The sequence below is a fragment of the Bdellovibrio sp. 22V genome, assembly GCF_030169785.1.
Taxonomy (GTDB): Bacteria; Bdellovibrionota; Bdellovibrionia; order Bdellovibrionales; family Bdellovibrionaceae; genus Bdellovibrio.
Genome location: NZ_CP125854.1, coordinates 3,005,396 through 3,025,788 on the forward strand (window position 1 = coordinate 3,005,396; position 20,393 = coordinate 3,025,788).

A 20,393-nucleotide genomic window follows, 5' to 3' on the forward strand; every position below is an offset into this window, starting at 1 on the left:
ATACAATACCGCTATGGATACAAAACGCCTTCCATGGTGGACTTGGGTCGCCCCTTTATTGCTCTTAATGCTAGCTACTTTAGTGAGCGTGCCCTTCACGACTGCTCAAAGCGTTTATTGGCTCTACTTCCCGATAAATCTTGGCGTGGTGATGGCCCTCTGGTGGGGCCCGCGAGTTCTTATTGCCGTTTATTTAAATGCGCTCTTTGCCATGCCATTGATCGGACTTCCTAAACCGCAACTCTACCCGCTCTATGCTCTCCCGGAATTGGCAGAGGTTTTTATGGCATACATGCTCGTGCGTGAACGCTTTAAAAGTCTTTCTTCTTGGAAGCCGACGCCAAAAAATATCAGTCTGTTTTTTGTCTATGGCTTGTTGATTCCCTCCATCGTTGCGTCGTTTGCGATTCAGGCAATCTTTGTCGCCACAGGCTTCATGCAAAAGGAAGTTTTTCTTTGGAACACTCTCATCACCGCCGTTGGCGATCTGACGGGAGCCGTGTTTTTGACGTTTCCTCTTTTGATTATTTTTACGCCGTTTTTATACAAGAAAGGTCTTTCTCTTTTTGTCTATCACACGATGCCGCCCCTGCGACTTGAAAAACTCACGCGCAAAGAAAAGTTTATGCTGGCCGGAGTGATGGCCGGAAGCCTTGTGCTTGCGTTGTCTTTGCCTCTTTCGCAAACCTGGTACGTGTACGGAATTCTTATTCTGATTCTGTCCGCGTGGTATGGACTGTATGCGGCTCTTTTGATTAACACCTGGGTGATGGCGTTGACGATCACTCTGCCGCGCTCATTGAATCTGCCGTGGGCGGATGAGCCGGTTTTAATTCAGACACCCGCGACCTTGCTGACTTTATGTTTTTGCTCACTTATTACAGGCGCCGCCGTCAGTTCCTTGACCGAAAAAATCGATAAACTGCGCGAAACGGAAGGCGCCTTGAAAGCCGCTCGCGACAGCGCGGAAGAAGCGTCGCAAGCCAAGTCCGAGTTCTTGGCACGTATGAGCCATGAAATCAGAACTCCTTTAAATTCCGTTCTAGGCATGTTGGAGCTGTTAAAAGAAACCCAGCTTTCCCGTGATCAGGAACGCTATTTGACATTATTCAGTCATGCCGGCGAAAATCTTAAAGCGTTGATCAATGACCTTCTGGACTTTTCCAAAATCGAAGCCAAAGCGCTCACCGTTGAAGACGTCAGTTACAACTTGCATGCGACTGTGCGCAGTGTTTTTGAAATTCTGCAAATCAAAGCCGAAGAAAAAGGTCTGCGCTTTGAGCTTATGATTGATAAAGAGGTCCCCGTCTTTCAGCGCGGAGACCCGACCCGTATTCGCCAGGTGCTTTTTAATCTTATTGGAAACGCTTTGAAGTTCACAACCGAAGGCGCGGTTCACGTCGGCGTGCGCATTGATCGTGAGCAAGGCGAAAAACTTTTGATTGAAGTGCAAGACACGGGAATTGGCATTCCCCGCGAAAAACAAGCCCGACTGTTTTCTCCTTTTTTTCAGGCGGATCCCGGCATTAACAGAAAATACGGCGGCACCGGCCTAGGGCTTGTGATCTCGAAAAATCTTGTCGAGATCATGGGCGGAAAAATGGAAATGAAAAGTCTGGCCGGCCGAGGCACAACGTTTCGCATTCTTTTACCGCACCGGCCCGATCTTGCGAGTTCTCAAGAAAAGAAAACCACCGCCCCGATTCGCTGGAATATTCCCGCAGGAAAACGTTTCCACATTCTTTTAGTCGATGATTCGGAAGACAACCGCGTCCTTATTATTCACTATCTCAAAAATCTTCCCTTTGCGTGTGACGAAGCCATCAACGGACAAGAGGCGGTCGATAAGTTCAAGCAGAATAAATACGATCTGGTCTTTATGGATATGCAAATGCCTATTATGACCGGATACAAAGCGACCGAGACCATTCGCCACTATGAGGAACAGAACGGCTTGCCGCACACACCGATCATCGCCTTGACAGCCACCGCCGTTGTTGAAGACCTGGAACGCGCGATCACCTCGGGTTGTGACTCTTATGCCGTGAAACCCGTGAAAAAAAGCGAGATCATTGATATCTTATATCAAAGCTTAACGACAAATACGCCCGTCAAGACCGCTTTTAAAGAGCCCCCGTCAGCCACGATCTGAGACTTTAAGGTCCCTTTTACTTTTTTGTTTTTGACGAGTTCGTCATAGAAAGCGTTTTCCTCTTCGCGCGAAGGGAAAGCACAGATGATTTCAAAATCGGATTCTACAGGGCGAAGATACTGAATGTCCCCTTTGGCGATAACGATGTTTTCCGTCGGAATCTGGCGTGCATGCAGCCCTGCCAAAACCAGAGCGTAAGCCGCCATCACTGCCGTCGCATACTGACTGCCACCGAATGCCGTGCCTTTGTGATTTTTATTCTTTTCCAAGGAAACGCGGAAACGCACTTTCTCAGAATTGATTTCAAGAACCTCAATTCCGAGATGCTCATACAGCGTGATTTTATTTTTAAGAGTCGCTATGAGCTCTTCCGCATTTACTTCCATTGCTCGTAACCTCCGGCAAAGTTACGCACTTTTTTATAACCAAGATAATTGAGAGCATAAACGGCAGCTCCTGAACGAACGCCGTGATTGCTAATCACCAGAATTTGCGAATCTTTGCCAATGCCTTTTTCTGAAAGCAGTCGTTCTGATTGCTTGCGTGGCAAACCTTTTTCGTCAAAAAACTCTTTCCATTCCACATTTACAACGCCGGCTTTGACACCTTTGATTTGGGAAAGGTTGCGCAAAGCAAACTCCTGGCTGGAACGCACATCAAGAATCACTAAAGGACTTTCTGTACTTTGCGCCAAAGTTTTAAAGTCTTTGAAATCAATCATCAGTTCTTCATGCACTTGCGGCTTCCAGTACGGTTTATTTTTCACCGCGGGAACTTCTTTCGTCGGATTTATTTGGCGGTAAGAATTGTGAGCCAAGGTATAGACATCTTTGACGCCAAGAACCTTCAGTGTCCACGCGACACGTCCCTCTTCACCTTGTCCCTGAGCACCTTTGCCGAGAACAAGAACCTTCGTTTCGGGATCAATTCCGATAAGAGATAAACGACGAGCGATCGCAAACAAATCATTCTGCAAAACACCGCGGGACTTCGGATTCTGCTGAGAGAAATCCTCCCAACGCACATTGATCGCTCCGGGTACATGCGCAAGGTTGAATTCAAATGCGGGACGCGCATCGAGAATCACAGGCAAACCCTTTATAAGGCTTTCTGCCGTGACGTTTTCGCCCATGACCGGTTCTTGGTTAACAACCTTTGTCGGTTTTTGCTGACACGCCATCATTGTGAAAACTGTGAGCAAGCTCAGCGCTATGTATTTCATCGAAAAACCTCGGTGTTCAAAAATCAAAAAGGGAGCTTGCGCTCCCTTTTTATTTTACTTCGTAATTCTCATCGTCGGGAAGAAAATGATGTCTCGGATACTTGGACGATCCGTCATTATCATCACGATACGTTCAATTCCGATACCCACGCCACCCGTTGGCGGCATGCCGGCATCAATCGCCAACAAGAAATCTTCATCCATAGGATGCGCTTCTTCGTCATTAGCACGATTGGCTTCTTGTTCTTTCAAACGAGCTAACTGATCTTCTGGATCATTCAACTCCGAGTAAGCATTGCCGATTTCCATACAAGCTGCGAATGGTTCAAAACGCTCAACCAGACGGTTGTCGCGACGGTGAATCTTCGTCAATGGCGAAATCTCGACCGGATGATCCAAAACGAACGTCGGTTGCCACAAGTGCTGTTCTGCCGTGAGTTCGAAAAGCTCCATGATCATTTCGCCTTTTTTACCAGGCTTTTCAATGTCGCCACCGTTTTTACGGATCGCTTGGAACAATTCTTCCTCTGTGGCCTTATCGGGATCGATGCCTGCGTACTCGCGAACACCGTCAAAGACCGTCAAACGTCTCCACGGCGGAGTGAAGTCGATCTCTTTTCCTTGATAAGACACTTTCATGCTGCCAGTGATTTTCAAAGCCAAAGACGAAATCAACTCTTCAAACTGTTTCATTTGATAGTTGTAGTCTGTATAAGCCTCGTAGAACTCCAGCAATGCGAACTCAGGATTGTGAGTGCGATCGATACCTTCGTTACGGAAGTTTTTAGAGATCTCGTAAACTTTTTCAAAACCGCCTACGATCAGGCGCTTCAAATAAAGCTCTGGAGAAATTCTCATGTAAAGCTTCATGTCCAAAGCTTTGTGGTGAGTCGTGAAAGGCGTTGCCGCAGCTCCACCGTAAACCGGTTGAAGCGTCGGTGTTTCCACTTCCATAAATCCGCGGTCATCCAAGAAACGACGAATTTCTTTGATGATCTTAGAGCGTGTTTCAAAGACCTTGCGTGAATCCGCATCGGAGATCAAATCCAAGTGTCTGTGACGGTACTTGATCTCGATATCTTGCACGCCGTGGAATTTTTCTGGAAGAGGCTCGATCGTCTTCGTCAAAATTTGGAAGCTCTTCGCGTAAATCGAGAACTCGCCTTTTTGCGACTTAAATACAAAGCCGTCGATACCAACGATATCCCCCAAGTCCACCAAGTTGAACGCTTCACGGTCTTGCTCTGAAAGCTCTTCCGTTTTCACGTAAACTTGCACAGTGCCTGTTTGATCCTGGATATTAAAGAAAGACGCTTTACCCATCATACGCAAAGTCATCAAGCGCCCTGCGATACGATAAGCGAACTCCGGCTTCTTTTCGCCTGGCTGAAGAGTCGCCGCATGTTCTGCCACGACTTCGGAGATCTTCGCTTTATTTTCGAAAACGTACGGGTACGGATTGATGCCCTTCTCGCGAAGAGCATGCAATTTTTTACGTTTTTCGGCTCTTAATGGATTTTCATGAATACTCATTACAGTTTTTTCCCTGCGAATGCTTCCATCACGTTGTGCAACAATTGAATCGCTTCTTTTTTAGGACGTTGGAATGCATTACGGCCCATGATGGAACCGAAGCCGCCACCTTGAGCAAGCTCCGTCACTTCTTTCAAGATATCTTCCGTGCCTTTAGCTTCGCCACCAGAGAAGATCACGATGCGTTTGCCGTTGAAAGAAGACTGAACAACGTGACGAGCACGGTCTGCCAATGTCGCTACTTTAATGCCTTGTTCTTGGTAAACTTTCGCAGCCGCTGCTTGTTCGATGTGCGCAGTTGGCGGTTTTACCTTGATGATGTGAGCGCCCAATTGAGCGGCGATGTGAGCGGCATAAGCAATCACGTCGATCGCAGTTTCACCTTCTTTAGAAATTTGTTCACCACGCGCGTAAGACCAGATCACAACGACCAGACCCGCTTGTTTCGCCAAACGAGACGCTTCCGCGATCTCTTCGTACATGTGCTTGCGTTCGCCAGATCCCGGGTAGATTGTGAAACCAATTCCCGCACAACCCAATCGCAAAGCATCGTCAATGTAAGACGTCAATGCAGAGATTGGACGTTTATCGCCGTAAAGTGTGTCAGAGTTGTTGATTTTCAAGATCAAAGGAATTTCGCCGGCATAGTCGCGAGCAATAGCTTCGATCGCGCCGAGTGGAGCCGCGTAGGCGTTGCAACCTGATTCGATCGCAAGTTCTACGTGGTACGCAGGATCGTATCCATCTGGATTTTTCGCAAAAGAACGAGCAGGACCATGTTCAAAACCTTGATCCACTGGCAAAATCACCAACTTACCTGTGCCGGCAAGTTTACCGTGATTCATCATGCGAGCTAAATTCGTAAGTACTCCTGGGTTGTCAGCTCCGTACCAGCTTAAAATCTCTCTAACTCTTGGCGTCATCTCTATCTCCTGTTGTTCTTAGAAAAGTCCAGTGCGCCAAGAATTTATTGAGTTTTTCCCATATAATCAAGTGCGTCTCAGAGATTAACACGCTTGGCAGAAGACACTCTGTGATATACTGTTCGCTCTGTCCGCATTGAGGTTCCTATGAATATGAGCACAAATAACCAAGTCACTTTCGAATCCACCCCTAATCCAGCGACAATGAAGTTCTTGCTTCACCGCCAGGTCACGGCGGAAGGCTTTGATTGCCCGACAGCTCAAGAGGCCGAACGTTCGCCTTTGGCTTCAAAGATTTTTGGCTTTCCTTGGACAAGCTCAGTTTATGTAGGTCCTGATTTCATCACTGTGACAAAACAAGACTGGGTCGACTGGGAGCTTTTGGCGCAGCCGTTGAGCGGCTTGATCCAAGAGCATTTGGATCGCAATGAGCCGATCGTTGTCGAATTTGTGGCGGCTCCGGAAGATGACGAAAATGACTCTCCGATGGTTCGTAATATCAAGTCGGTACTCAATCGCGAAATCCGTCCTGTTGTTGCATTGGATGGCGGCGATATCGTGTTCTATAAATACGAAAACAATATTCTTTATATCCACATGAAGGGCGCTTGCTCGGGATGCCCAAGTTCGTCGATCACTCTGAAAGAGGGTATCGAAACGCGCATGAAAGAACTTTTCCCGGAGATTCAAGAAGTTGTCGCGGTCTAAGTTTCTTCACGAAAGCAAGTTCCTTGCTAAACTCGCAGGTCCCATTGTTGTCGGTCAGGTTGGTCAAAACCTGATCACACTTGCCGACACTATCATGGTCGGTAAGCTCGGTCCCGCCGCTTTAGGGGCTTCCGCTTTCGCCGGAAGCGTCTTTATCGTCTTTCTTATTTTTGGTATCGGGATGCTTTCCCCGCTCACGGCGTTGTTTGCGCGCATGCAGGGACAGGAAAACTATCCTTACGGCGGCACGCTCTTAAAACACAGCGTGGTCATCGCCCTCGGCATTAGTTTTTTTACGATAGGCCTTCTTTATATTTTATTGCCGAATCTGCATCTCTTCGGGCAAACGCCTGAAGTTTTGGCTTTGGGAAAAGGTTTTTTTCAAATCACGATTTGGTCTGTTTTGCCGAGCTTGATTTATCAAACTTATAAACAGTTCACAGACGGCATCGGTAAAACCAAAGTTTCGATGTACGTGATGCTCTTTGGAGTTATCTTTAACGTTCTTGGAAATTACATTCTCATTTATGGTAAATGGGGATTTCCAGAGCTGGGCCTCAACGGTGCTGCGTGGGCGACTCTCATTGCGCGTGTTGCGATGGCGTTGATCATGATAGCTTACGTGCATTTCCACCCGCACTTTCATCACTACCTTACGGAAAGATGGACGCATCGTTTTGATCACCACTTGATGAAGAATATTTTGCGTTTGGGGATTCCGAACGGCCTCACTTACCTTTTCGAAGTCGGTGCTTTTTCTTCCGCGGCTGTGATGATGGGTTGGTTCGGAGCAACACCTCTGGCCGCTCACCAAATTACGATCAGCTTGGCCAGCACAAGCTTCCTTATCACGCTGGGCATTGGCATCGCCGCAAGCATCCGTGTCGGTTATGAGTTAGGGCGCGGAGATTACAGCCTCGCACGTTTTGCGGGATTCACCGCGATCAAGCTTGGCGGAGCTTATATGAGCTTGTGTGCTTTGGGTTTCTTCTTTCTTCGTCACTGGTTCCCGACAATCTATGTGAAAGATGAAGACGTGATCATGTGGGCCGCCCAGTTCTTTATCGTGGTTGCGATTTTTGAAATCTTCGATGGAATTCAGGCCGTCGCAATCGGCGCTCTGCGCGGAATGAGTGATACGCAGTGGCCGAGTGTGATCGCGTTCTTTGCTTACTGGATTATGGGTCTTCCACTTGGTTATTTGCTCGCCTTTCATTTAGGCGTTGGCCCCGTGGGAATTTGGATTGGCCTTCTTGTCGGATTGATCTTCGCCTCTGTTTTATTGACGTGGCGTTTTCATATTCTTAGCAATCGCTTTATCACAAAATAATTCTACGGATTGTAGACACAGCGGAATCCGCCCGTGGTTTTTCCTTGATTCGACTGAAGATCGCGAACGGCGGTGAAAACTCCGGCGGCATTACCGTCTCCTCCCGAACCTCCACGCCAGATCACCGGGCCTGATAAAGTAAAATCCAATTTTCCATAACCGCAATAGTCAGGGCTTCCGCCGGGAGTGCACGAATTGAGCGTGCCGTACTTGCTGCGCAACTGACCCGCTGTGGAGATCAAAGCCGCCACCCACCCGCTTGTCGGTGAATAAACGATATTATCCGTGTCGTAAGTCACTTCCGCAACGTTTCCGGAAATATCCCAGATCACTTGTCCATAAGGCAGGTGATGTGTGCGGCGAAGAGCATTGCTCTGACAAATCGATGCCGAGTTGGGATAACAAGGATCGCCTTCACTCGCAACGGCAGGTGTCGACACTTGATTGTTTCCCCTTTGCAAAACGCCTTTTTCAACAATGCTTTCGTAAACGCCACCGTTGTTGTAAGTCCAGTTCGCGGCTTGACTGCGAATCCAGTCCGCCAGCGTATTCCACTCTTGATTGCTGATAAGTTTATATCCAGCCCCCATGCTTGAGCACGCCCCTGTTGCCTGCTGCAAGGTCACGTTAACAAGCGGAGCCCCCGCAGCGGTGAACTGCGGATTGGCTATTGAGTTTTTCGCCTCAAACTTCGCAACACAAAACGGATCTACAGCCGGTGCCGCAGGATTAAATACATAAACAAAATCTGCGGGACACTGAAAAGACGTGTAAAGCTGAGAGTTCGTTGTCGTGTTTCCAAGCGAATCCGCCAAAACGATTTCTATTCTATATTGCGCGCCTAAAACGACATTCCCCTGAGGAATCGCAAAACCGGAGCCAGTGGTAAAATCCGTAACCGTGCTTACAACGAAATTATCTGAAACGCGAACAAGCTTTCCCGTCACTGTCAGAACATCCGGATCTGCAGGCAAAGTAAAATTCACCAGTGGCGAGTCAATGACTCTGGTCGGAACAGCAGACAAGCTGAAACTTGTCAGATCCAGAGGCGGCTGCGAATCAATCGTGATATTCTGTGAAGCCAAAGAGTTTGGATTTGACGAAGAATTATTCGGCAATGTTCTTGAAGCTAGAACCTCATTATTGAATCCGTCTTTGATTGTCGCGCCATTAAGCTCGATCTCCGTGCCCTGCACATTCAACGGTGCCGCATATTTATTGGGCGGAACGATATAAATAAATTTGATGACACGATCGCCGACCAACCCGGCAGAGAAAGCATATTCGCCGGTATTGAGAAGGACCTTCACATCCCCAGTCAGTGTGATAGGGCGGTCATATTCCGCATAAATCGTGATGGTCGCTCCGCCGCCGTGCCGAGTGCTCACTGTCATCGGTGTAGTAACACGTGTGACAACGGGAACTGGAAACTGCGTTGTAAACGTAAAAGGATTCTGCCCGGCTGAGGTGCCATTGCCATTGGCATCCTTTGCTTGGGCGTAAATTCTATAAGACGTGCTTTGCTGCAAAACACAGGACGTGAAGATCACGTAACTATTTGTCGTGCTTTGCATGGGGCAGACCGTGACACCGGCGGAGTCCTTTACCATCACTTCATAAGTCGCAGCCCCGTTTGACGAAGACAGATCCACACGCAAGCCCTTGTCCGTCAAAAGAGCATCAATCGCCACATCTGCAGGTCCTTCGGAAGATCGCACTCCGCTGATGCTGAAGCTGCCCGGGCCCGTTGTGTCTTTCTCGAGAGAAAGCAGTAAAGAGGCGCCTTCATTGCCAGCATCATCGGCTTGTTTCGCCGTCAGCGTAAAAGGTCCCTCGGGCACGACGACATCGGCGGCGAACGTTCCCGCGGCCGAACAAGTGGCATTTGCAAGCGAGCTGGCACCGTTCAATTCAATGGCGACAGCCTTCATCGTCTCTGAACACGTCCCGGCAAGATGAACCGTGCCCACCGTCACAAAGTCAACGGAGGTAAAGATCTTGCCGGAAGAAGGCTCTGTAAAGGTCACAACCGGAGCGGTGAAATCGACCGTAACTTGAGTTGAAGCAACTCCATAAGCACGGAAATTTGTTCCGATCATGTGCGCGACTTTGAGCTCACTGATTTTTTCAGGAGTGCTTGTATTCACAGACACCGGAATAGAAAAGCCGTTGTCGGTACAAGTTCCTTCAAAGGCGCTCGTCAGAAACTCGGCATTGATTTCAATTCTACCGCCATTTTCAGCGCACGTTCCCGTCACCACATACTGCCCGTTCGCTGCATTCGCCAAAGAGGCATTGGGAGCTGCGACTGTCACCGCGGGCGCTTTAAAGAATGCCGACAGCGTTCGATAATAAACGGACGTTTCCCCTTCCAGATTCTTCACCATCCAACGGATCTGGAAGTCTTTGCGCTGATCACCGGCGGACGTCGGAGCACTGAAAGGCACGATCTGTTGCAAAGGGATTTGCAAAGACACGGTTCCCGTCGCCGCGCAATCGAACGTCGCACCGGCCACAAGTTCAGAAACTTTTTTCCAGGCTTTCGATTCTGCGTTTTGAATCTCGAAGCTTGTCACCGCCTTATTGCACGTAATCTCAAAAGGAATAAACTCGTTCGCAGCGTCAGGCAGCATATCGCCCGTTCCTTGAACGTTGGTGATTTTGAATTCCGATTTTTCAGAGAGGGCTTTGTTGAGAAAACCGATTTGCAGTTCACGCTCACTACAAGCGCTGAGAATAAAAACAAACAAAAGGGGTAACCAAGTCCCCTTCAGTCCGAAAGCCTGTGCTATCCCCTCTCCACCGCGAATGTGCATAGGAAACTTATCGGATTTTTACGAGGGATATCTGAGTCATTTTTCAGACAAGGAGCGCCTTCTCGTCTCGATTTGAAACGAGAAGGATTAGTTTTTCTATTGGAAAACCATCTCACAGCGAACGGCTGCGCCTAAAGATGTTGAAGGAGCCGGTTGTTTCATTTTTGTCACGGGAGTTTCACCGACGACCATGCTCTTAAGCTCCGACCAGCCCAGTTTGATCAGGTCCTTGTGCGATACTTTTTCCTCGAGCACGAGTTTTTTATAGACCAGAAGCGGATTGCTTTTGGCGAAGGTTTTCATCAAGGACGTCAATGTCAAAGTGCTCCCCGCATCCGCCAGAAGTTTGTTCACGATCACGATTCCGCGATTAAGACTGATGAACTCGTACGGAAGCTTAAGGCCATTGTCCATCGCCCAAGCGGTCCAGTGTTCTAAAGAGCGGTTCGGCTCTTTTCCGGAAATCACGTCATTCATACGGGCACGCACCAGCGACTTGAACTGAGTCTCGTTCACGGAGTTCTTTTCTTTATTGCTTAACTTCCAGAAAGCACGCGCGACAAGCTCATGACTGTTCAGCTCAGTTCCGGCTCCTAACACCATCACCTGTTTTTGCATCTCGGAAGAAATCACACCGCCCATACCGTAATCCAGAACGTTGACGCGGATTTTAGGCTCCGTCAGCTGAATCATGAAATTTCCTTGATGCAAATCCGAGTGGTAAAAACCTCCTCCGAACAAAACCTCAAACGCCCACACTTTGGCCATCTCTTCGATAATGCCACGTTTTAATTGTGGCGCTACTTCCGCGTAAATCGCCGCTTCTTTATCAAGCTTTTTACCGATCACCAATTCCTGAACCATGAATTGGGATTTTTCTTTCGAGTCGTAGATTTTTGGCACATTGAACTCGATATAGTTTTTGTAATCTGGCGTCTTCATAAAGACTGTTTTATCGTAGCGGGTTTTCGCAAGTTTTTGTCGAGCCACCGTGTCTTCTTGGCTGAGCTCCGCCGTCACTGTCGCTGTGATATCTTCAATAATCGGCGTGAGCTTTGGCGCGCCGGTCTTTCTAAATTCCGGATTGGCATCCAGGATTTCCGCGACATGTGTGAGTACGCGTTTGTCTTCTTCCACACGCTCTGCAATGCCCGGCTTGATAAAACGGACAACGACATCTTTTCTTTCACCGTCGACAAGGATTTTTGCGCGGTGAACCTGCGCCATTGTCCCAACGCCTAAAGCCTTACGTTCGAAATACGTAAATTTGAAATTACTTTTTTCATTTTTCAGAATCTCTTCCACCTGCACCCAAGGAACTGGGCGGACGGAATTCTCAAGACCGCGAAAAACCTCGAGCATCTCGGGACTCAAATCCGCTTGACGAGCGACCACCTGCAAAAGCTTTTGCAACTGCGGGCCGCTGTTTTGCACCATGACTTCAAACTTTTTGATGTCACTGATGTTAAGGTCTCCGCCCAAATAAGACGACACAATGAGTTTTTTGGAATCAGAACTTAAGCGCGAGAAGTATTCACTGAACATCGTCTCCATAAAGATACGCATCGTCGCATCTTGCTGTTGCGCGAAGCTTGAAGACGCCATCTTTTCACCGACACGGTCGAGCTCTTTCATTTTCTCAGAGAGAATCGCATCGCTTTCAGCCAAAGCCCATTTCTCTGCGATTTGCTGTCCATTTGGATTTTGCAAAAGACCCATCACTCGAGCGCCGATCGCTTCTGTATTGAGATTTGCCTTGTTAGCGCCCGACATCTCTGCCAGCTGATTTTGTTGCCATTCGATATAACGATCAATCTGTCTTTGTACGCGCGGACTTTCCGCTTCAAACACCATCAAAGCGCGCGCGCCCTGTTTTTCGATAAGAGCGACATCCAAATCCACACTGTGCGTGTTAGGCCAAGAACCTTTGAAAAGCTTCAGGAACTCATCAAAGTTTTTCACTTTTACAGTCTGAATTTCTTGTTGCGAAACGCCAGAGAAATAATTTTTAGCGCGCTTAAGAATTTCTTGCTTCTTTTCCTCACTCTCACCTTGAGCGAGAAGAGCGTAAGTAATGGCCAAGCGTTGCTCGAATGACAAATGCAGCCCGGTCGCTTCCGGAGCCGCGGCCCAAACAAAGCGAAACGCAAAAACGCACAAAAACAACAGGAATTTGAGCTGTCTCAACATGATACACCCTTAAATCTAATGAGTCAGGGTTCTTAGCTGCACTTCTTAGACCTGCTAAGGGTGTAATTTAATTTGCACTGAGCTGCCTAAGAAATAAACACGTTACCAACTTCGGCGCTTTTGCGTGCGAGCAGCTATAGGGACGGTGCTCTTCGAAGAAGACTTCCGTAAGAAGATTTTGAGGAAAGCTCATTGGAATGGCCTTCAAAAAATACAAGCGTCGAGAGACACTATTTATTAAAAAGTTTTTTAGAAAATTGTGACAGAATCATAGAAACAAAACATTTTTTATAAAATTGTTGACGAGGTTTTCTTCGCGAGAGGAATCCTTCAGCGCATTGATTTTTGTAAAGCGATAGCCGGCCCTTCGAGTGAAATTTACTCTCTTGCAGAAGGCGATGAAGCGCTTGTGTCGCCCTAATATTACACTTTTTGTAAATATCTTCGTAGATTCAAAAAGCTCAAAAATTGAAAAATAAAACCCGTGATACAAGGTTCTTACGAATGAAAAACTCATTCGTGGCTTCGTCGATTATGAGGCGCAATCTTCTCAGCAATAAAGAAGGAGCAAAATATGGATCTTTCAAAAATTTCTAATGTCGAATTATTAAATCGTTTAGAAAAGCTGGCTCGCACGGAAAGAAAAATTACGCATTTGATTTTGTGGCACATAAATGAAGTCGAGTCGCGCAGACTGTTTGCTGAGTTGGGATTTGATTCCATGTTTAAATATTTAACTAAGCATCTCGGTTACGGCGAAGACAGCGCCTATCGAAGACTTCAGGCCGCGAGACTTTTAAAACAAGTTCCGGCAGTCGCAGAAAAACTCGAAGAAGGTTCTTTGAATCTCACGCAGCTGACCCAAGTTCAAAAATGCATAAAACAAGAAATCAAAATAGGAAATCGAGTTGAAACCGCGAAGACAGAGCAAATTCTGGAAGACATCCAAAACAAGTCGAGTTTTGAAACTTTAAAATACTTGGCGCAAGAATTTGATCAACCTATCCAAGCTCACGAGATCAGAAAACCACAACAAGACAACAGCGTAAGACTCGAAATTACGTTCAGCGAAGATCAAATGGAAATATTGGAAGAAGCAAAAAGCCTTTTATCCCACGTCCTCCCAGGAAGAACCTGGGCCGACTTGTTCACTCATCTTGCAAAGAAACACATCCAAAAGGAATTGGGAAAATCCAACCCAAATCAAAAATCTCCGAAAATGCCAGATCAAACCGCGCTGCCAAGAAACCCAGCGTCATCAACAAAACGCGCTCACATTAAGCTTACTTTAAAAAGAGAGCTTCTTCGAAATGCGGGTTACTGTTGCGAGTACATCAATCCTAAGACGAAAAAGAAATGCGACAGCGTATATCAACTGCAAATTGATCATCGGCTTCCGCTGGCAAAAGGCGGAAGCGACAAGAAAGAAAATCTGAGAGTCTTATGCCGAACACACAACCTGCTTGCGGCGAAGCAGTGGGGTTTATCCTCGAGATAGAACTTCCACCGGAATATCGAACCGCAAATTACTCTAAAACTTCGACGGTGTCGCCCTTGCGGATAACTCCTTCATTTTCGGGGATCCACAGGGTGCCAAAGAAGATGTCTTTATCTTCGCGGCGGTAGGTTGCCAAAGTCTTTAAAGGATCGGGACCTGAAGGGACACCCGTTTCTTGGTTGATGGTGATAATCGTACAACGCGCGCATTTTTTTGGCAGGGAAAAAACCACGTCGCCGATCCGGATGCGTTTCCACTGCTCTTCTTCGTAGGCGTTGACACCAGAGTATAGAATGTTCGTGCGGAAGCGGTCGACACCAATGGGCTGGGCCAAACGGGAATTCAGCTCTTCAAGACTTTTTAAGTTTACGAGTTGCAATGGTCGTCCGTCAGCAAAACGAACTTCAGGTTTCCATTCCATCGTCGTCGAACGCACGCGGCGTTGCGAATACGGCGCATAGCGGACCAAGCGCGCATTCACACCGAGGTGCTGTGACAACGCCTGCGAAAAAAGATCGGGTTCAAGAGCCGCCTCAAACGTGTCGTTCCAAACTTGCACTTTCACTTTTCTTTGAAAGGAGTTTTTGGGAACTTTGAAGAACATTTTCTGCAGTCCAAGACTTAATGTGTCCTGCTCATAGAAAACGTCCACGGTTGCGAGGCGCGGAACTGTTCTTTGCGAAATAAATTTCCCGTTTTCATCAACCAACATCCATTGACGATCCCCTTCCGGGCCTTCGGAGGTGATTTTCATCTCTTTGATGTTTTGCGCGCGTGCGGACTTCAATGGATAAATATAGAGCTCTTCAACTTGCATAGAACTATCGTAAGCTGGGCCGTTTTGAAATCAAGGTTTAAGTCCTTCGAATCGCGTTTTAATTTTTGTTTATGCTTGTTTTTTAACTCGGTTTCTTCCAGAATAAAAATGCCAAACGGCTTACAGGCTCATCTATGGCCGACATAGATACTCGCGGAGCTGATTCTTTTCGATGTCATTCAGCTCATACCCAAGATCAAAATATTTTTTCTCACAAACGAGAATTCACAACTCGTTTTAGAGAATTTTGTTTCTGAATCAGGAAAGTTTATCAAAACTAATCTTGGTTTGGTCGAAAGGTCTTTTATGAGCCTGGCAAAAAGCTTACGCCGTATTTTGGAAATTCGAAAGATGACCGTCGCACAACTTTCGCGCAGCACGGGGGTTCCCGCGAAGACCATTTATCATTGGCTTTCGGGGCAACAACCGCGGAAGATCGAACATGTGTTTAAAGTCTGCGACACGCTTAACGTCTCTATTGAGGAAATGTACGGCCGAAAACGCAGAAATTCGTTGGAAGATGAATTCAGCGCCGGCGTTTACGAGGTGATTCTTCGCCCCATCAGCAAACCGTGAGGCCGCGATGTTTTCAACTCCGCGCTGGCCACTGACGGCCCTGACCGTGGCTCTGATTCTTATTGCGTTAGCAGAAGTTCACTCAGAAAGCCACTTTCTAAGAGAAGAGATTTTTGTTCGCCTGCAGTTTCGCAAAGCCGTCCGCCGCGTGATGGAAAATGCCCAAGAGACTTTACAAAACCCACAAACCTGTCGAAAACTTCTGCGTCCAGCACGAGGCCTTTCACTGCTTTATGACGGAAAAGAACAAAAACAGAATCAAGATCCACGCTATCAATTAAAATACGAAAAAGACGGGCCCTTCCAAAGAAAGTTTTCGGTATCGCGCCTTTTTCTGAGAAGCCTTTGGCTCGATGCCGAGACATCAAGAAGCCTCACTCATAAGTTAGACGGACAAATCTACACGCTTCACCGCACCCATCTTATTTTTGATATTGCTTCACTCAAGGCCGAGCACATTCAGGAACTCGCGACGGTTCCATTGACGATTACGACGGGCCCGGGTTCCTCACCTCAGGTTATCGACTGCTACTCTTCTTCGATTTACCCTTAAGCAAAAAGCCCCTTGTTTTCACAAGGGGCTTTCATCATTTTTCAAATTTCTGTGGATACTACCAACCCAACACGTAACCGAAGATCAACGGAGCACAGATAGTTGCATCCGATTCAACGATGTAGCTTGGCGTTGTTGGAGCCAATTTACCCCAAGTGATTTTCTCATTTGGAATAGCGCCAGAGTATGAACCGTAAGAAGTTGTTGAGTCAGAGATTTGGCAGAAGTAGCTCCACAAAGGAACGTCTTCGTGACCCAAGTCTTGCTCAAGCATTGGCACTACGCAAATTGGGAAGTCACCCGCGATACCGCCGCCGATTTGGAAGAAGCCGACAGGAGCCGCTTTAGAAGCGCCCATGTACCACTCCGCCCAAGTCTTCATGTACTCGATACCACCTTTAACAGTCGTGGATTTCTTGATGTCGCCTTTAATGCAGTGACCAGCGAAAATGTTACCCAACGTAGAGTCTTCCCAACCTGGAACAACCATTGGAAGGTTTTTCTCTGCCGCAGCCAACAACCAAGAGTTCTTAGGATCGATTTGGTAGTACTGCTCCAACTTTCCAGAAAGAAGGATTTTGTACATGAACTCATGCGGGAAGTAAGACTCGCCTTTTTTGTCAGCGTCTTGCCAGTACTCAAGAACAACGTTCTCGATACGACGGATCGCTTCTTCTTCAGGGATGCACGTGTCGGTCACGCGGTTCAAATGCTTTTCCAAAAGTTTTTGCTCATCTTGCGGAGTCAAATCACGGTAGTTCGGAATACGCTCGTAGTGATTGTGCGCAACCAAGTTGAAAACGTCTTCTTCAAGGTTTGCACCTGTGCAAGAGATCGCGTGAACTTTTCCTTGGCGGATCATCTCTGCCAATGAAAGACCCAATTCGGCTGTCGACATAGCACCCGCTAGAGTCACAAGCATTTGGCCTTTGTTATCGATATGCTTTTTGTAGCCTTTAGCTGCGTCTTTCAATGCAGCGGCATTAAAGTGGCGGTAGTGATGATCGATAAACTGTGTAATAGGTCCCATTTCAGCTCCTTGTGTTTTTAATGAAAGCTGAAAGGCTTCACACCGGCGGACCGTTTAAAGACTTCTAGCTGCCATCAAAGGACCCCGAAAGTAGCACTTTTAACGTAAAACTCAAGAAGAGAATGGCTTTTGCCCGACAACAGCCTTGGCAAAAAATCCTCGCTCCTTGTGGATCTTTTCAAAGCCTTGGTGGAGCAGCAAACCCTCCATCGGATTCATGATGTAGTTCTTATAGAAAGGTTCGTGAAAATCCACGGGAAATTGCTCTAAAGCCCACTCAAACTCTTTGGCGTCCTCTTTTTGCACAGAGTCGACCAAACCATAAAGACCACCCGGCTTTAAAACTCGATAGCCTTCGCTGACGGCCTGACGGCGAATTTCAATCGGCAACTCATGAAAAAGAAAGCAGGAATAGACCAAATCGAACTTTTGATCCTGAAAAGGCAAATCCTCCGCCGCTCCTTGCACAAAATCTAGGCGATCGAACTCGTGCAAATTGTCCTGAGCTTTTTTCAAGTACGGATAACTGAGGTCCAACACGGTTATCTTTGCTTTAGGATATGCCAGCTTCATAAACCGAGTCAGCCGCCCCGTTCCCGCGGCCGTTTCCAAAAAGTGCAATCCTTCTCCATTGCCAGGGTGCGCTTTTTTCACCAGAGGAATAATCAGACGTCTCATCGCATCCGCAGCGCCAGAGAAAAGAATCTCCACTTGATGCTCGTAAAGCTCAGCAGAGTCTTTTGTCAGATATCCGCCGGTCTGAAAATGAAAGTTTCGCTGATAATACTCGGGCAGTTCGCGCAGAAACTCTTCCGCTTCTCTGTCAAAATCGTGAGCCTTGTGATCAGCGCGGCGCTTGGAGATTTGATAGCCATCCATAACAATGCGCGGATAACGCATAAAATGCTGCGTGATTTTCTCGGGCTTCAAGACCTCGATCGGATAATATCCTTGCGCAATATTCTCGCTGTCTTTTTTTAAAAGATGAAAAAGTTCAAGATAAGCCGCCTTCATTTTTTGCGGCTCGAGAGAGTGCTTTCGGCGGGTCTTGCCAGTCGTCAGAAACTCAAAAATAGGCAAGGACAGCTGTTGAGCCGCGAAATGCGCCGTCCGCGCCAAAGAGTATCCTAAAGTCACTTTGTCTTGATAGGGAATTTTGAGTTTCATGAACCCTTCTTTCCCTTAGAAGCATACTGCGGGAGCCTTTTTTACTCAAGACTCCACGTCACATGGTTTTATGTTCCTTGGCATTATTTAGAAACAGCTTTACCGATACGACTCCGCTACTAAGAGGAATATCTATCGTGTCGGCGGTTCCCTCACTATCATAAGCTGTTATTCTCACCGTGTCGCCGTTTTGCCATGAATAATCCGAAGGAACGGGAACATACTCTAACGCAGCAGATGCAAAAGGTCCCATCGTTACTATCGGAGCACCTGCTCTGATAATTTCAAATCGATATTGATATTGCTTTTTATTCGTAAGCCCAATGTTGCGAACAATGCCGCTCGCATTCGGTCCACCGACTCCGGAATAAGCCGTGATAAACGCGCCTGAGTCATTTAAGGACGCAGATACGTCCAGAGGAAACCGAGTGGGAGAGAATAAAACAGATACCTGAGCGTTCGATGCGGCAGAACCCGTTTCCGTGACCAAAACTCCTGGAAAAGATCCACCTTTTAATCCATCACCCCCGCCTGTTAAAACTCCTCCCATAAAAAGGCCACTAGCAGCGTCAATACTCCATGTACCGTCGGAACCACAGAACGTTCCTTCTTGCGTAACGATTCGCGCGGCTAACTGAACCTGAACCCGTATCGCCGAACCCGGAGTGCATTTACCGCCAATAACCGCCGAGGTTGTGTTTTCATCGTAAACACCATAATAATCCGTATTGTTGGCTTTGAAAACCGCCGTAAAACTTTGATTTGAATTGCCGGTCACAAAGTCACCCTTGCCGCCAATAAGAGATCCTGAACCGAGCTGCGAAACATCACCTTCCAGTGCACAGCCAACGGCCGTGGCCGAGATATAAAGCACACAAAGTGAAAATAAACCTCTTAAGCGCATACGCTCCCCCACGCCATTTTTTTAAAAATCTCTGCTTGAAAAAAAACTGTCTTGTTTCTCTTTGAGTTTGTACCGACGGGTCATCATCTGAAAAATATTGTCTTCGGCGATTCCGATAGGTTCACCGTTGAAGTTCTTTTGCAGTCCAGCCAGTTGCGATGGATCGCGCTCTAAAGGATTTCTTTCGACAACTTTCGCAGCGATAGGTTCTTCAGCAAAAGAGCCAGCGCTGATCTCCGAAGCCGTACCCCGACCCTCTTCAAAACCGTTTGCTTTCGTTCTTGCGACATTCATCTTGTCGTACTTTTCTTCAACTTTTTTTGCGGCTTTTCCGTAAAACTCCATGGCTCCCAGGACGGCGCCTTTAGGAATGCCTCCATCAATCATGGAGTTCATCGAATCTGAGGCGTTGAAGGTCTTTCCATCCGGCAACGTGATCTGTCCTGTTTTTGAATTAAAAATGGGCTTAAGAGTATCGAGATTCTTTTTCAGCGCCGCCACGTTCGGATCTTTTGTCAGAGGATGCTTGGGACTTGTAATGGGAATATCAGAGCTTCCATCGTTGCCATTACCCAGTGAACTATCCATAAAACCATCGGATTGATTGCTCGTAAGACCGGCTTGGCGCGCCGCCTGATCGTGAGCCTTTGCCTGCTTCATGGAGTCAGAGCCGAGCTTTGCCAACAACGCCGCCATCGCACAAGCAGCAAAATCCATCGCCATGCACGCGGCCGTTCTTTCTGCCGCCATCGCAAACATCAAAGCTCCCGTCATGTTGGATTTGTCGCTGCCTTTTTCGTTTTCTTTTTTAACTTGTTCCGCCCCTTGGTGCACGGAGGGAGTCGCACTTCTCGTCTCAACCCCTTGGGATCCGCCCGAGGCGACAGCGTTAGCGCTGTAGACAATCAAAAAAAGGCCGATGATTCCGCTTCTCATGGCGATGTTCCCCTCGGTGATTTTAATCACTGAGTCTT

17 protein-coding genes are annotated in these 20,393 nt (G+C 47.4%); 6 read left to right on the top strand and 11 right to left on the bottom strand.

The window, feature by feature from the left end; all coding sequences use genetic code 11:
• Positions 1-13: 13 nt before the first annotated feature.
• Positions 14-2,152 carry an ATP-binding protein gene (locus tag QJS83_RS14505; protein ID WP_284605811.1) on the top strand — a complete coding sequence of 713 codons (2,139 nt, stop codon included), beginning with the start codon at positions 14-16 and terminating at the stop codon, positions 2,150-2,152.
• Here the strand turns inward: QJS83_RS14505 and QJS83_RS14510 are convergent.
• Genes QJS83_RS14510 through QJS83_RS14525 form a run of 4 tightly spaced genes read right to left on the bottom strand, consistent with a single transcriptional unit; the run spans position 2,086 to position 5,830 of the window.
• Entirely contained in the window at positions 2,086-2,538 is a 453-nt protein-coding gene (locus QJS83_RS14510) for a YiiD C-terminal domain-containing protein (RefSeq protein WP_284605813.1), read from the bottom strand. The genes QJS83_RS14505 and QJS83_RS14510 overlap by 67 nt on opposite strands.
• The gene (locus QJS83_RS14515; protein ID WP_284605815.1) at positions 2,529-3,374 is read right to left on the bottom strand and encodes a sulfurtransferase; all 846 of its coding nucleotides are present in this window, start codon (positions 3,372-3,374) and stop codon (positions 2,529-2,531) included. Before QJS83_RS14515 ends, QJS83_RS14510 begins: the two co-directional genes overlap by 10 nt.
• Before the next feature lie 54 nt (positions 3,375-3,428).
• Positions 3,429-4,907, bottom strand: coding sequence for a lysine--tRNA ligase (gene lysS / locus QJS83_RS14520; protein ID WP_284605817.1), 1,479 nt, complete (start codon positions 4,905-4,907; stop codon positions 3,429-3,431).
• Positions 4,907-5,830, bottom strand: coding sequence for a class I fructose-bisphosphate aldolase (locus tag QJS83_RS14525; protein ID WP_284605819.1), 924 nt, complete (start codon positions 5,828-5,830; stop codon positions 4,907-4,909). The genes lysS and QJS83_RS14525 overlap by 1 nt, the downstream gene beginning before the upstream one ends.
• A 147-nt stretch (positions 5,831-5,977) precedes the next feature.
• On the opposite strand from QJS83_RS14525, the gene QJS83_RS14530 reads away from it, so the two are divergent.
• Both QJS83_RS14530 and QJS83_RS14535 read left to right on the top strand, forming a co-directional pair.
• Positions 5,978-6,538 (top strand): NifU family protein, encoded by a 561-nt coding sequence (locus QJS83_RS14530; RefSeq protein ID WP_284605821.1) that lies wholly within the window; start codon positions 5,978-5,980, stop codon positions 6,536-6,538.
• Entirely contained in the window at positions 6,525-7,868 is a 1,344-nt protein-coding gene (locus QJS83_RS14535) for an MATE family efflux transporter (RefSeq protein ID WP_284605823.1), read from the top strand. Before QJS83_RS14530 ends, QJS83_RS14535 begins: the two co-directional genes overlap by 14 nt.
• 2 nt (positions 7,869-7,870) lie before the next feature.
• Here QJS83_RS14535 and QJS83_RS14540 read toward each other — a convergent pair whose 3' ends face one another.
• Complete coding sequence (locus QJS83_RS14540) at positions 7,871-10,618, bottom strand: hypothetical protein (RefSeq protein WP_284605825.1); 2,748 nt, start codon at positions 10,616-10,618, stop codon at positions 7,871-7,873.
• 162 nt (positions 10,619-10,780) lie between these two features.
• On the bottom strand, positions 10,781-12,874 hold the full coding sequence (locus tag QJS83_RS14545) for an AarF/UbiB family protein (RefSeq protein WP_284605827.1): 2,094 nt from the start codon (positions 12,872-12,874) through the stop codon (positions 10,781-10,783).
• Between the two features lie 574 nt (positions 12,875-13,448).
• Here QJS83_RS14545 and QJS83_RS14550 point away from each other — a divergent pair.
• Positions 13,449-14,372, top strand: a complete 924-nt coding sequence (locus QJS83_RS14550; protein WP_284605829.1) for an HNH endonuclease — start codon at positions 13,449-13,451, stop codon at positions 14,370-14,372.
• A 28-nt stretch (positions 14,373-14,400) separates the two neighbouring features.
• On the opposite strand, the gene QJS83_RS14555 is transcribed toward QJS83_RS14550, so the two are convergent.
• Positions 14,401-15,189: an MOSC domain-containing protein gene (locus tag QJS83_RS14555; protein ID WP_284605831.1), complete on the bottom strand. Its 789-nt coding sequence runs from the start codon at positions 15,187-15,189 to the stop codon at positions 14,401-14,403.
• A 306-nt stretch (positions 15,190-15,495) separates the two neighbouring features.
• Here QJS83_RS14555 and QJS83_RS14560 point away from each other — a divergent pair, with 306 nt between their 5' ends.
• Positions 15,496-15,765, top strand: coding sequence for a helix-turn-helix transcriptional regulator (locus QJS83_RS14560; protein WP_284605833.1), 270 nt, complete (start codon positions 15,496-15,498; stop codon positions 15,763-15,765).
• A 7-nt stretch (positions 15,766-15,772) separates the two neighbouring features.
• Entirely contained in the window at positions 15,773-16,318 is a 546-nt protein-coding gene (locus QJS83_RS14565) for a hypothetical protein (protein ID WP_284605834.1), read from the top strand.
• 58 nt (positions 16,319-16,376) lie between these two features.
• On the opposite strand, the gene QJS83_RS14570 is transcribed toward QJS83_RS14565, so the two are convergent.
• From QJS83_RS14570 to QJS83_RS14585, 4 genes are all read right to left on the bottom strand, one after another.
• On the bottom strand, positions 16,377-17,348 hold the full coding sequence (locus QJS83_RS14570) for a deoxyhypusine synthase family protein (RefSeq protein ID WP_284605836.1): 972 nt from the start codon (positions 17,346-17,348) through the stop codon (positions 16,377-16,379).
• Between the two features lie 111 nt (positions 17,349-17,459).
• Positions 17,460-18,515: a class I SAM-dependent methyltransferase gene (locus QJS83_RS14575; RefSeq protein ID WP_284605838.1), complete on the bottom strand. Its 1,056-nt coding sequence runs from the start codon at positions 18,513-18,515 to the stop codon at positions 17,460-17,462.
• Positions 18,516-18,573: 58 nt separating this feature from the next.
• Positions 18,574-19,419, bottom strand: a complete 846-nt coding sequence (locus QJS83_RS14580) for a hypothetical protein (protein ID WP_284605840.1) — start codon at positions 19,417-19,419, stop codon at positions 18,574-18,576.
• Positions 19,420-19,440: 21 nt separating this feature from the next.
• Positions 19,441-20,355, bottom strand: a complete 915-nt coding sequence (locus tag QJS83_RS14585; RefSeq protein WP_284605842.1) for a hypothetical protein — start codon at positions 20,353-20,355, stop codon at positions 19,441-19,443.
• Between the last annotated feature and the right edge of the window lie 38 nt (positions 20,356-20,393).